This is a genomic window from Stenotrophomonas sp. PvP093, assembly GCF_017876915.1.
Classification (GTDB): domain Bacteria; phylum Pseudomonadota; class Gammaproteobacteria; order Xanthomonadales; family Xanthomonadaceae; genus Stenotrophomonas; species Stenotrophomonas muris.
In genome coordinates, this window is the sequence record NZ_JAGIOX010000004.1 from 2385081 (window position 1) to 2397891 (window position 12811).

Genomic DNA, 12811 nt, shown 5'->3' on the forward strand with positions numbered 1-12811 from the left:
ATCCTTATGGGGTCTCCATGGGGTGCGCGCGTGACTTTGTCCGTCGACTCAACACCGACCTTCGCTCGACGCCTCAAACAAGCCCGCCTGCACACGGGTTTGTCGCAGAAGGAGTTGGGCATCCGGGCCGGTCTGGATCCTCACGTGGCCAGCCCCCGAATCAACCAGTACGAGCGTGGCAAGCACGAGCCCATGCTGGAGATTGCTGAGCGGTTGGCCCAAGCGTTGGGGATCCCCGCCGCCTTCCTTTACACCGACGATGATCTGCTGGCCAAGTTGCTCCTGCGCTGGGGCTCGCTAAGCAAGCAGCAGAAGCGCGAGTTGGTGAAGCTGATCGAGGCCACGCCCGAGAAGTAAACCGAACAAGCGCTCGCCCTATGGGCAACTCTTCGCCTCAACCCGCCCTTTGGGCGCTTCTGGAGGGAGCTGCAGTGTCCGCGGCTAGTGCGACTGACAAGTCGCGACATCTCAGGCTTACTTGAGATTTTGTTCACGACCGATACACACGCGCCTTGTCTAAAGTGATATACCATGTCGCCCGTGTCAGCCTCCTCACTTCTACTGCGACTGTTCCTGATCGCCATGCTCGTGCTTAACGGCGCGTGGTCGGCGTTTGCGTCCGTCAGTATGAACCCGGTCATGGAAGAGCAGGCCAGCGAAGTGGCTGCCGCGGTGCAAGTCGACGAAGACTGCTTCGCCCATCACAGTGCTGAGCATCATCCCGATGCCACATCGATTGAAAAGGCTGGCACTGGGCATGGCGACCATGCCGGTCCCGACTGTTGCAAGTCTTCTGCGTGCCGGTGCGCCTGCGTACACGCTTGCGCGAGCGCACTTCCTGCGCGCCTGCATGTTTCGGTGCAACTGGCCTTGGGCCTGGATGTCATGCCGCTGCCCCTAGGGCATGCGGCACCTGCCTTGCCTCATCTGATCCGACCACCGATCGGCTAAGCGTCCCTAGGCGCCGCAATGGCGCCGTTGGTGTGGCTTGCATGCCTGTTTAGGCCAGCCGCCCGCTCTGTACCACCGCCCGCCGGTGGCAACACGACGCTTGGAGCATTTTCATGTCGCATGATGATTTTCGTGGTCCACGCGGTGGACCGCTGCTGCCTTCGCGGCGGCGATTTGTCCAAGGCTTGGCCTTGGGAGGCGCAGTCGCAGGATTAGGTTTCTGGCCCAAAGCCAGTTGGGCGCTCAAGGGGCCGGGACAACCCAACGTACTATCGGGCACTGAGTTTGACCTGACCATTGGCGAGACGCCGATGAACTTCACCGGCAAGACCCGCACCGCGATCACGGTCAACGGGTCCGTTCCGGCGCCGTTGCTGCGGTGGCGGGAAGGCACCACGGTCAACTTGCGCGTCTCTAATGCATTGCCCGCTAACTCCATCCATGGCGCGGACACCTCCATCCATTGGCACGGCATCATTTTGCCGGCCAACATGGACGGCGTGCCGGGTCTGAGCTTTGACGGTATCGGACGTGGTGAGACCTACCACTACCGGTTCACCCTGCATCAGGGCGGAACCTACTGGTACCACAGCCACTCAGGGTTCCAGGAACAAGCCGGGCTCTATGGCCCGATCGTCATCGACCCATTGGAGCCGGAGCCCTTCAGTTTCGATCGCGACTACGTCGTGATGCTGAGCGATTGGACAGACCTGGACCCGACGGCCCTGTTCGATCGTTTGAAGAAGATGCCGGGCCATGACAATTACTACAAGCGCACGGTCGGCGATTTTGCGCGCGATGTGAAGCGCAACGGCCTGTCGGCCACGTTGGAAGATCGCAAGATGTGGGGCGTGATGCGGATGACGCCCACGGACCTGTCCGACGTCAACGCCAACACCTACACCTACCTGATGAACGGCACGACCTCACTGGGCAACTGGACCGGTTTGTTCCGCAGTGGCGAGAAGGTGCGCCTGCGTTTCATCAATGGCTCTGCCATGACGTACTTCGATGTGCGTATTCCGGGGCTGAAGATGACCGTGGTGGCGGCAGATGGCTTGTATGTCCATCCGGTTTCCGTCGACGAGTTCCGCATCGCGGTAGCAGAAACCTTCGATGTGATCGTGGAGCCCTCCGGGCAGGACGCATTCACCATCTTTGCCCAAGACTCCGGTCGCACCGGCTACATCAGCGGCACGCTCGCTGTGCGCGAAGGATTACGCGCGCCCGTTCCGTCTGTGGATCCCCGGCCGCTGCTGACGATGGCAGACATGGGCATGGATCATGGGTCGATGGATATGTCTGGCGGCAGCAAGGGCATGGAAGGCGGCTGTGGTGCGGCCATGGGCATGCCTGGCATGACCCCACCTGTCAGCGGTAACGCGACCTCGGCCCATGCAGGCCATGCGATGCCCGCCGCCGGCGATGGTGCCATGGCAGGCATGCAGCACGGGGGCATGCAATCACACCCTGCTAGCGAGACCAACAATCCCCTGTTGGACAACCAAGCCATGAGCGTGAGTTCGCGCTTGGATGATCCGGGCAATGGCCTGCGCGATAACGGCCGTCATGTGCTGACGTATTCCATGCTCAAGAGCACCTTTGAAGACCCTGACGGACGCGACCCCGGTCGCGAGATCGAGCTGCATCTGACCGGACACATGGAGAAATTCTCCTGGGGCTTCAACGGTCAGAAGTTTTCCGATGTCGAGCCGCTGCGGCTGAACTACGGCGAGCGTATGCGCATCGTATTGGTTAACGACACGATGATGACCCATCCCATCCATTTGCACGGCATGTGGAGTGACGTGGAGGACGACAACGGCAACTTCATGGTGCGCAAGCACACGGTGGATATGCCGCCAGGTAGCCGACGCACGTATCGCGTGCGTGCCGATGCGTTGGGCAGCTGGGCGTTCCATTGCCACCTGCTTTATCACATGGAAGCCGGAATGATGCGCACGGTGAGGGTCGACGAATGAACATCAATAGACGCGATACCACCCTGACTGCGCTGACGGCTATCTCGCTGGCCCTGGCCAATGCGGCCAGCGCCCAATCTATGCAGCACGGCTCCATGCAGATGGAGCAGGGCGCGCAGACCCAGACTCAGGATCACTCTGCACATCAGGCACCGACATCAAAACCTGCGCCAGCCCAAAAGCCTGCAACACCGGCCAAGACGAGCGAAGCGACGATCGATCATGCGGCGATGGGCCACGCCGAGCCGCAGGCTAACGCAGCCGAGCCTGCCATGCAGGGCATGGACCATTCGCAGATGGGGCACGGCTCGCCCGCGAGCACACCTGCGGCGCCCACAGCGCAGGCGCAGTCGATGCAGGGCATGGATCACAGTCAGATGGCACAGCCCGCTGCAGCCGACACCTCCGGCACGGCCACGCCTGCGATGCAGGGGATGGACCATTCGCAGATGGGCCATGATTCGCCCGCGCCCGCTACACCAGAAGCGGGAATGCAATCGATGGAGGGCATGGACCACAGTCAGATGGGACACGGGCCTGCAGCGCCAACGCAGCCGCGCACCCCGATTCCCGCGGTGACGGACGCGGATCGCAAGGCGGCCATCGCGCCGGAACACGCGCATCCGGTGCATGACAACTCGATCAAGAGCTACGTGCTGCTCAATCGCCTGGAAACCTGGGATGCCGATCCGGGCACCGGGCTGGGCTGGGAGGGCCAGGGCTGGATCGGTACGGACCTCAATCGCGTCTGGCTCCGCAGTGAAGGCGAACGCACGGATGGTCAGACCGAGTCGGCTGATCTGGAAGTGCTTTACGGCCGCAGTATCTCCACGTGGTGGGATGTGGTGGCCGGTGTGCGTCATGACTTCAAGCCTGGGGCATCGCAGAACTTCGCCGCTATCGGTGTACAGGGCTTGGCGCCGATGAAGTTCGAAGTGTCCGCCACAGCCTATCTCGGCGAAGGGGGCCAGACTGCCGCCAATGTCGAGGCCGAGTACGAATTGCTGCTAACCAACCGGCTGATCTTGCAGCCGCTGGTGGAAGTCACCGCCTATGGCAAGAACGATCCATTGCGCGGGATAGGTTCGGGTCTGAGTGCCGCTGAGGCGGGGCTACGACTTCGCTATGAGTTCACCCGAAAGTTCGCTCCCTACATCGGCGTGGTGTACGAGCGCGCGTTTGGCAATACCGCAGACATGCGACGCGAGCATGGCGAGTCCTTTGAAGACACGCGCTTGGTCATCGGCCTTCGTACCTGGTTCTAAGGGGAACTGACAATGAAATCCAACAAAAAGATGTGGGTATGGCTCGGTGCCGGCGTGGCATTGGTTGCGGTGGTCGCAACCGCCACGCTCTCTCTGGGCGTGTACAACGTGGCCGCCGACGATCCGCATAGTCGCCCGGTGTATGCGCTACTTGAAACGGCGCGCGAGCGTTCCATTGAGGTGCGCGCCGCCAAGCTTCAGCTACCCACGAACCTTGATGATCCTGAGCGTATCCGCCAGGGTGCGGGCAACTACAACGCCATGTGCGTGACCTGCCATCTTTCACCAGACGCGGCGGCCACCGAGATGAGCAAGGGCCTGTACCCCGCGCCACCGAACCTAAGCAAACAGCCGGTCGCTCCAGCTGAGGCGTTCTGGGTGATCAAGCACGGCATCAAGGCCAGCGGCATGCCCGCTTGGGGCGGCAGCATGGACGATGAGTTCATATGGAACATGTCGGCCTTCCTGCAGAAGTTGCCCACGCTGGACGCGACTGCGTACAAGGAACTTGTCGACAGCAGCGAGGGCCATTCGCATGGCGGCGGCGAGACGCAAGGCCACCATGACGACGAAAAGGCCGAGGATCACCCTGCCTTATTCGAGCCGGGCAACACTCCATGCCGCATGCGCACCCGCCGGGCGTGGACGACGATCACCACGGCCCGACACCCAGCGACACGGAAGTCGGGTTGGTGAGCCACGGCCATCCCGACGGCAAGGTGGAGTCGCACCCTGCACCACACACGCCCGTGGCCGATGACGGCCATGCGCACCCCCATTGATCTTCTTGGAGCCCACGCAATGAACGCAACAGCAATCTCGTTCACCCTCGCACTGGCACTGGCCGTCGTGTCCCCCGCAATGGCGCAGGCGACACAGCCGCACGCACATCACCCCGCTGCCGCGGCATCTGCGGACGTCGACGTCCCAGTCACTGCAGAGGCCGCGGTCGCCGTAGCGGAGCGTTTCAACAGGGCCCTGTCTAGCGGCGATCTGGCCACGGTCGAAGCCCTGCTCGCTGCCGACGTTCTCATCCTCGAGTCCGGGGGCGCCGAACGCAGCCGCGAGGAATACATGGGCCATCACGCAGTCAGCGATGCGGCGTTCCTCAAGGGCGCCCATCGCCAGCTGCTCCGTCAGCGCGCACGAGCCGCTGGCGAGTTCGCGTGGGTCGGAACCGAAAGCGAGTTGCATGCCCAGAAGGACGGCCAGCCACTGACCGTCCAGAGCGACGAGACGATGGTGCTGAAGGAGACCGCGGACGGCTGGCGGATCGTCCACATCCACTGGTCCTCGCGGACCAAGCGCTGAGTCGAGAGATTGAAATGACTACGCTCACATTGCACCGTCTGACTTTTGTGGTCCTTGCCGTGGCTGGTCTGGGTGCTTGCACCCAGGATGCTTCATCCGCGCAACCCACAACCTCGCCCTCCGCACAGGTTGTCGTCCAATCAGCCGACGCGACTCCAGCAGCCCTGCCACGCATGACCGTCCACAAGACCCCGACCTGCGGGTGCTGCGGTGTCTGGATCGACCACGTGCAGAAGGCGGGATTCACCGTGGATGTGCACGACATGGATGACCTGGGTCTGGTCAAGGAGCGGTTGGGTGTCCCCTATGCAAAGGGCTCCTGCCACACGGCCGAGATCGGCGGATACGTCATCGAAGGCCACGTTCCGGCCGCGGACATCAAGCGTCTCCTCGAAGAAAAGCCGAACGCACGCGGCCTGGTCCTCCCAGGGATGCCGCTTGGTTCTCCGGGCATGGAGGTCCCGGAGGGACGCCAGCAGCCGTTCACGGTCGAGCTGATACATCGCGACGGAACCACTGAACCGTTCGCACAGCACTGATCCGTCGCAGCAACAGGGGACGGTGTTGCGGGCGCGCCGATTCTCGCCCGCGAGGAAGAAGGAGAACTACATGACTCACCATTCCGCAGCACACCGGCCCCAGGCCATGAACGAGTGCATCGACAACTGCACGCAATGCCATGCGATCTGCCTGGAGACCATCAACTACTGCCTGACCAAAGGAGGTGTTCACGCGGCCCCGGAGCACATCGCCCTGTTGGCGACGTGTGCCGATACCTGCGCAACCAGTGCCGACGCGATGCTGCGCGGTGCCAGCGTTCACGACGTGGTTTGCGGTGCCTGCGCGGAGATCTGCCGCCAGTGCGCCGATGCATGCGACGCCATGAACGACCCTGAGATGACGCGCTGCGCCGAAGTTTGTCGCCGCTGCGCGGAAAGCTGCAGCGCCATGGCAGCGTAATGCGTCGAGGATCCCGCCTGAGCCGGTGGGATCCTCGTCTCGCGAAAGCGGAAGTATCAAGAAAATCCGACAAATCGTGGTTTCAGTGACAGTCCGACATCTAACGCTTGTCGCATCGAACACAGCGCGGCCCCTCCCGAACGGGCTTTGCATCACATTCCAATGAGGATTTATCCATATGAAGTCGTCCAACGTCATTCGCTCCTTCGCGCTCGTCCTCGCAATCGCGGCCGGGCAGTTTTCGCTGCAGGTCGCGCACGCCCACGCCGCGCTGCAGCAGTCCACACCGGCGGCAAATGCGGTGGTGGCCTCGCCAGGCCAGATCGATCTCGTGTTCAACGAGACATTGATTCCGCGGGCGTCGCGTCTCAAGTTGCTCATGAAGCACGGCAGTTCCACCATGCCGATCGAGAATTTCACGACCGAGATCGTCAACAACGGCAAGACCCTGCGTGCCAAGTTGCCTGGACCGCTGGCTCCGGGCGTCTATACCGTGGAATACCGCGCCGTCGGTGGTGACAACCACCCCATGCCGGGCAGCTTCAGCTTCACGGTGCGCTGAGGAGTCGCGAATGTTCGACCTGTCGGCTTATGCACTGAGATTCTTGGAATACCTTGTCATCATGGTTCTTTTCGGGGTTCCACTCTTCGGTTGGTACGGGTCGCGTCGATCGGCACTCGCCGACGCCTTGGCCGGGTGGTCACTCATGGGCGTTCTATTGGCGGGTGCCGTAGCCGGTCTCGTGCTCACCGGGCTCGATGTCGTCTTCAAGACCGCGGGCATCATGGGAATGCCGCTTGCCGAGGTTGATCGCGCATCGCTTGGCTGGTATCTGCTCGAGACGTCCGCGGGCCGGGCAGCCATGGCGAGAGGCGCGCTGCTGGTCGCCCTGATGTTCGTGCTCGGATGGCATCGTCGCCGCGGGAAGGTGGAGACCGCCTTCCCGCTGGGGGCGATGCTGGCGGGCGGCGCACTCGCTTCGCTGGCATGGAACGGCCACGCCGCCGCTGGCGAGGGCTTGGCAGGCGCGGTCCGGCTTGCTGCAGGCATCGTCCATCTTCTCGCGGCAGGCGGCTGGATCGCAGCGGTCCTGATGTTCCTTGCCATGCTGCTGCGCGGCAAAGAGACGAACGGCAGCGGGCGTCTGCGATCAACGCATGACTTTCTGCATGGTTTTTCGACGCTGGGAACGATCTTCGTTGGTGCGCTCATCGTGTCCGGCATCGCGCACTACGGGGATCTCACCGCGTGGTCGTTTTCGGCCCTGTTCCAGAGCACCTACGGGAAGTTGCTGCTTTTCAAACTGGCCCTGTTCGCTGGAATGCTGGGTTTGGGAGCGCTGCACCGATGGACGCTGGTGCCGCGCTTGGAACGAGCGCTGACCAGCGGAGATCCCGCGCAGGAGGTGCGGGCTTTGCGGCAGAGTGTTACGGCTGAGGCCGCGCTGGCCATCTTGATCCTGATTGTTGTTTCAGTGCTCGGGACGCTCAGCCCCGAATAGCTGTGTAACCCGCAATGGCACACTGCCTTGGCAGTCCATCCCCACTAAAGCGAGCATCGGCATGAACTCACCGTCGTCCCATGACCATCACCATTCTGCAGGCGCAGCCCCTGTCGAGGCTGCGGATGGACGGGTCATCACCAATCCCGTCCGCTATACGGACGATGCTCCCCAGCAAGTTGAAGTGACCGCCCCAGCAGCGGTGGCCCAACCCAGCGGTACCCACGCCACGGTCTACACCTGCCCGATGCATCCGCAGATTCGTCAGCCAGGTCCCGGCACCTGTCCGATCTGCGGCATGGCGCTGGAGCCGGAGATGCCCTCGCTGGAGGAGGACGACAATCCAGAGTTACGCGATTTCACCCGAAGGTTCTGGTGGACGTTGCCTTTGACGTTGATCGTCCTGGTCTTGGCCATGCTGGGACACCGTCTGCCCGGCTTGTCCACGCAGGCGCGCACCTGGATTGAGCTCGTGCTGAGCGCCCCGGTGGTGCTCTGGGCGGGGTGGCCTTTCTTTGAGCGCTGCCTACAGTCCATCGGCAATCGCAGCCCCAACATGTGGACGCTGATCGGCATCGGCGTGGCCGCCGCGTTTGGCTACAGCGTGGTGGCCACCGTGGCACCGGACCTGTTTCCGGACTCTTTCCGCGAGCATGGACGGGTAGGGGTCTACTTCGAGGCGGCAGCGGTCATCGTCTCGCTCACCCTGCTCGGACAGCTGCTGGAACTGCGGGCGCGTTCCAAAACCTCGGCGGCCATCAAGTCCCTGCTGGGATTGGCGCCCAAGACGGCTCGCCGCGTCAAACCCGATGGGGGCGAAGAGGACGTTGCGCTGGATCACGTGCACGTGGGTGATCTGCTTCGCGTACGACCGGGCGAGAAGGTGCCGGTCGATGGGGAAGTCATCGAAGGCCGCGCCAGTGTCGATGAGTCGATGCTGACCGGTGAACCCATTCCGGTGGAGAAGGCTGTCGGTGATCACGTTATAGGCGCCACGCTCAACGGGACGGGCGCCTTAGTCATCCGGGCGGACAAAGTCGGATCCGGGACGGTACTGGCGCAGATTGTGCAGTTGGTAGCCCAAGCCCAGCGCTCCCGCGCGCCGATGCAGCGTATGGCGGACAAGGTGGCGTACTGGTTTGTCCTGGCCGTGCTGGCCACGGCGGTGCTCACGTTCTTCGGATGGGGTCTGTTTGGACCCGAACCGTCCTGGACCTTTGCCGTCCTCAATGCCGTATCGGTTCTGATCATTGCTTGCCCGTGTGCCTTGGGTTTGGCTACCCCCATGTCGATCATGGTCGCCACTGGCCGCGCTGCGCAGGTCGGGGTCCTGTTCCGCGATGCTCAGGCGATCGAGCAGCTACGTCTGATCGACACGTTGATCGTGGACAAGACCGGTACGTTGACCGAGGGGCGTCCAGCCTTTCGCGACACGCTCTCCAACGCCGGCTTCGACGCCGATCAGATCCTTTGTTTGGCCGGCAGCTTGGAGCAGGGCAGTGAGCACCCCTTGGCCGAGGCCATCGTGGCTGAAGCCCAGCGACGTGGCTTGAACCTGGTGGCCGCCCAAGATTTTGATTCGCTCACCGGCCAAGGCGTCCGCGGGCGCGTGTCCGATCAGGATGTCGTGCTCGGCAACCAAAGCCTGATGGCGTCGGTTGGCGCCGATGTAGCACCTTTGCAAAGCAGCGCCGAGCGTCTTCGGAAAGAAGGCGCTAGCGTGATGTTCCTGGCGGTCAATGGTCGGTTGGCCGGCGCCATTGCGGTGGCTGATCCCATCAAAGCCACGACCTTGCCTGCCTTGAACCTGCTACGTGCCGATGGCCTGCACGTGGTGATGGCCTCCGGTGACGCACAGGCGACGGCCGAGGCCGTGGGGCGCACGCTGGGCATCGAGGATGTGCGTGGTGGCGTCAAGCCGCAGGACAAGGCCGACCTGGTCCAGCAACTCAAAGCCCAGGGTCGTCGCGTGGCCATGGCTGGCGATGGCATCAACGATGCGCCGGCCCTGGCGGCAGCCGATGTGGGCATCGCGATGGGGACGGGCACGGATGTGGCCATGTCCAGCGCCCAGCTCACCCTGGTCAAGGGTGATTTGAGGCGCATCGTGCAAGCCCGTGCCATCTCGTCTTTGACGGTGGCCAATATGAAGCAGAACCTGGGCTTCGCCTTCGTCTACAACGCCATCGGCGTGCCTATCGCCGCCGGCTTGCTGTATCCCAGCTTCGGCCTTTTGCTCAGTCCGATGATGGCGGCCCTGGCCATGAGCCTGAGCTCGGTTTCGGTGGTCACCAATGCCCTGCGTTTGTCCGGCTCCACCGTTGTTGCCACCCCCCACCCTGACCGCGCCGATGAGCCTGCGCGCGGCCATTCCTGTCACTGATGGCTCATATCCCACAAGGAGTACTGCAATGAAGCGTTATGCCTCCCTCTCGATGATGGCCTTGTTCCTGATGGCGGGCGCGGCCTTCGCCGGCGGCCAGACCACCACGCCCACCACCGACCACGGTCAGCACAAGCCGGCGGCGGCCGATGCCGATTTCACCAAGCTCGATGCCAACAAGGACGGCTCGCTGTCCAAGGAAGAACTGGCCAAGCACAAGCTGGCGCCGCACTTTGGCATGCTCGATAGCAACAAAGATGGCAAGCTGAGCCCGCAGGAATTCGCTGCCGGCAAGGGTATGTAAGTGTTCTCAGCCCGGGAGCTGTTCCAACAGTTCGCGGGTTCTTCCGCCGTTCTGCCATTCCCACGGAGATTGTTATGTCCTCTTCGCACGGTACGCACGAAAACGCGCAAGACCCGCAGTCCCAGCACGCAAAACCGCACGCCTCACACCAACCTGCCCACCAGGCACAACAAGGGCATCAAGGCCATTACGGCCGCCTGTTGTTGATGATGGGCCTGTCTTTCGTGGCCATGTACGCATTGATGTACGCAATGGTCGATCAGTGGGCTAACGTCTATAACAACGTGAACCAGTTCTACATGGCGGGCCTGATGGCCGCTCCCATGCTGCTGATCGAGCTGTGGCTAATGTCCAGCATGTACCCCGATCGCCGACGCAATCTGATTCTGGCTGGTCTGACGGTGGCGTTCATGCTGTTCTGCTGGTGGGGCATTCGCACTCAAGCAGCGGTCACTGACAAACAGTTCATCCGTTCGATGATTCCCCACCACGCTGGCGCCATCCTGATGTGTGAGGAGAATCGTCTGAAGGATCCTGAGTTGGTGAAGCTCTGCCAGGACATTATTACCTCGCAGACACAGGAGATCGCGCAAATGAAGCAGTTGCTGGCTGAGCGTTCCCATTAGCTCACTGCCTTTTGCCAGCCGATATCACTTCACTGAGCCTGCGCACTGACCATTCGGTGGATCAAACGCGCGGCCACACGTGCGGTGGCTTGATCCGGATCCAGGGGCGGACACAGTTCCGCCACGTCGACCACACGTACCTTGCCCGAGGCCATGACCAGATCCAGCAGGGCTTCCAGGACCTCCAGACTCACCCCGCGTGGGTTGGGGGCGCTCACGCCCGGGGCCACCACCATTGAGTACGCCGGCAAGATCACCAGCGGCTTGGGTAGCTACACCCAGTGGCGTGGCTTGGGCTCACTGCGTATGGGCAAGAACCGTTGGACCGGCGTCTATTCGGCGCAGTACATCGGCAGCGCGGACGACATCATCGCCGTGCCCGACACGATCGGCTCGCATGTGTCCAGCGTGGTGTACCACAGCCTGCAACTGAGCTACGGCATCAAGAAGAAGTGGGATATCTCCGCCGGCGTTGAAAAAGTGCTCGATAAGAAGGCGCCGTTCGTGAAGAACAACCCCAACACCGACACCGACACCATGACGTACGACTTGCTGGGTCGTCGCTGGAATGTCCGCTTTGGTTACCACTGGTAAGCCACGATCACGAGGAGCTACACATCATGAGAAACACGCAACTATCCGCCACACTACTGCTGTTCGCTGTGGCCGGCAGTGCCGGTGCGCACGACCTGTTTGTCGCTTTCTCCAAGCCTGGCACCGCAGCGGGCGAGGCGAACACAGCGTTGGTGAACAATGGCACCTTCGATGAAAGTGCAGGTGCAGTCACCCGAGCGCGTCTACAGGACGTTTCGCTGAGTCAGGGCGGCGCTAAGGCTGCACCGGACTTGGCCAGTTGGAAAGAGGTCGGCAAGCAGAGCCAGCTCACCGTGCATCCGGCGGGCGAGGGCACCTATCTGCTGGGGGTCTCGACGATGGCCTCCACCAGCACGCGTACGGCCAGCGAGTTCGGCAAGTACCTGGAGTTGGAAGACTTGCCCGATACCCTGGCCACCTATGATGCGAGCAAGTTTCCCAAAGGGGTCACCTATAGCTATACCAAGCATGCTCGTACCATTGGACAGGTGGGCACAAAACTGACCGACGATTTCGCTGCCTCGCTGGGCTATCCGCTGGAGATCCGCTTGGCCCGCAATCCTGGAAGCGTGAAGGTCGGCGAACAGCTGTCGTTCCAGGTGCTGCAGCAGGGCACGCCAGTGCCCAACCTACGCGTGTACGTCGGTCATCGTGCTGACGCACCGGTCAAGGGTGGGCACGGTAGCGCTACGCTCCTGCGCACCGATGCCCAAGGCCAAGCCAGTTTCCAGGTGACCACCGCCAAGACCTGGTACATCCACACCAATCACATTGTGCCCTCTACACAAAAGGGTTTGGATTTTGTGTCGGATCGGGCGTCGCTGAGCTTTGAGATTTCCCCGCACGCCGGGCACTGATAAGTAAGCATGTAGGCGGTACTCTCCCCTTTGACGCCAGTCATGACTTCTTCCATGACTGGCGTCTTTTTGTGGG

16 protein-coding genes are annotated in these 12811 nt (G+C 62.2%); 15 read left to right on the plus strand and 1 reads right to left on the minus strand.

What is annotated here, in order from left to right; all coding sequences use genetic code 11:
- The first annotated feature begins 6 nt into the window (after nt 1-6).
- The 13 genes from J3A72_RS13550 (at nt 7) to J3A72_RS13610 (ending at nt 11284) form a co-directional block, all read left to right on the plus strand.
- The gene (locus J3A72_RS13550; protein WP_043033515.1) at nt 7-357 is read left to right on the plus strand and encodes a helix-turn-helix transcriptional regulator; all 351 of its coding nucleotides are present in this window, start codon (nt 7-9) and stop codon (nt 355-357) included.
- Between the two features lie 174 nt (nt 358-531).
- Nucleotides 532-951, plus strand: coding sequence for a transcriptional regulator CopL (gene copL, locus J3A72_RS13555; RefSeq protein WP_012480218.1), 420 nt, complete (start codon nt 532-534; stop codon nt 949-951).
- Between the two features lie 113 nt (nt 952-1064).
- Nucleotides 1065-2933: a copper resistance system multicopper oxidase gene (locus J3A72_RS13560; protein WP_012480217.1), complete on the plus strand. Its 1869-nt coding sequence runs from the start codon at nt 1065-1067 to the stop codon at nt 2931-2933.
- Nucleotides 2930-4198, plus strand: coding sequence for a copper-binding protein CopB (locus J3A72_RS13565; protein ID WP_005413421.1), 1269 nt, complete (start codon nt 2930-2932; stop codon nt 4196-4198). The genes J3A72_RS13560 and J3A72_RS13565 overlap by 4 nt, the downstream gene beginning before the upstream one ends.
- 12 nt (nt 4199-4210) lie before the next feature.
- Nucleotides 4211-4894: a cytochrome c gene (locus J3A72_RS13570; protein WP_230374551.1), complete on the plus strand. Its 684-nt coding sequence runs from the start codon at nt 4211-4213 to the stop codon at nt 4892-4894.
- Nucleotides 4895-4963: 69 nt separating this feature from the next.
- On the plus strand, nt 4964-5509 hold the full coding sequence (locus tag J3A72_RS13575; protein WP_223224792.1) for a nuclear transport factor 2 family protein: 546 nt from the start codon (nt 4964-4966) through the stop codon (nt 5507-5509).
- A gap of 173 nt (nt 5510-5682) precedes the next feature.
- A complete protein-coding gene (locus J3A72_RS13580; protein WP_019184727.1) occupies nt 5683-6048 on the plus strand; it encodes a DUF411 domain-containing protein in 366 nt (121 codons plus the stop codon).
- Nucleotides 6049-6118: 70 nt separating this feature from the next.
- Complete coding sequence (locus tag J3A72_RS13585; RefSeq protein WP_012480213.1) at nt 6119-6469, plus strand: four-helix bundle copper-binding protein; 351 nt, start codon at nt 6119-6121, stop codon at nt 6467-6469.
- A 178-nt stretch (nt 6470-6647) separates the two neighbouring features.
- Nucleotides 6648-7031, plus strand: coding sequence for a copper homeostasis periplasmic binding protein CopC (gene copC / locus J3A72_RS13590; protein ID WP_005413416.1), 384 nt, complete (start codon nt 6648-6650; stop codon nt 7029-7031).
- A 10-nt stretch (nt 7032-7041) separates the two neighbouring features.
- The gene (gene copD, locus J3A72_RS13595) at nt 7042-7971 is read left to right on the plus strand and encodes a copper homeostasis membrane protein CopD (protein ID WP_017354978.1); all 930 of its coding nucleotides are present in this window, start codon (nt 7042-7044) and stop codon (nt 7969-7971) included.
- A 61-nt stretch (nt 7972-8032) separates the two neighbouring features.
- Nucleotides 8033-10354: a copper-translocating P-type ATPase gene (locus J3A72_RS13600; protein ID WP_219625521.1), complete on the plus strand. Its 2322-nt coding sequence runs from the start codon at nt 8033-8035 to the stop codon at nt 10352-10354.
- Nucleotides 10355-10382: 28 nt separating this feature from the next.
- Nucleotides 10383-10658 (plus strand): hypothetical protein, encoded by a 276-nt coding sequence (locus J3A72_RS13605; protein WP_005413412.1) that lies wholly within the window; start codon nt 10383-10385, stop codon nt 10656-10658.
- Between the two features lie 74 nt (nt 10659-10732).
- Nucleotides 10733-11284 (plus strand): DUF305 domain-containing protein, encoded by a 552-nt coding sequence (locus J3A72_RS13610; RefSeq protein WP_031269107.1) that lies wholly within the window; start codon nt 10733-10735, stop codon nt 11282-11284.
- A 29-nt stretch (nt 11285-11313) separates the two neighbouring features.
- On the opposite strand, the gene J3A72_RS13615 is transcribed toward J3A72_RS13610, so the two are convergent.
- On the minus strand, nt 11314-11502 hold the full coding sequence (locus J3A72_RS13615) for an arginase family protein (protein WP_187756563.1): 189 nt from the start codon (nt 11500-11502) through the stop codon (nt 11314-11316).
- An 88-nt stretch (nt 11503-11590) separates the two neighbouring features.
- Here J3A72_RS13615 and J3A72_RS13620 point away from each other — a divergent pair, with 88 nt between their 5' ends.
- Both J3A72_RS13620 and J3A72_RS13625 read left to right on the plus strand, forming a co-directional pair.
- On the plus strand, nt 11591-11878 hold the full coding sequence (locus tag J3A72_RS13620) for a TonB-dependent receptor (protein ID WP_005413409.1): 288 nt from the start codon (nt 11591-11593) through the stop codon (nt 11876-11878).
- Between the two features lie 26 nt (nt 11879-11904).
- Nucleotides 11905-12735: a DUF4198 domain-containing protein gene (locus J3A72_RS13625; protein WP_005413408.1), complete on the plus strand. Its 831-nt coding sequence runs from the start codon at nt 11905-11907 to the stop codon at nt 12733-12735.
- Nucleotides 12736-12811 lie beyond the last annotated feature (76 nt).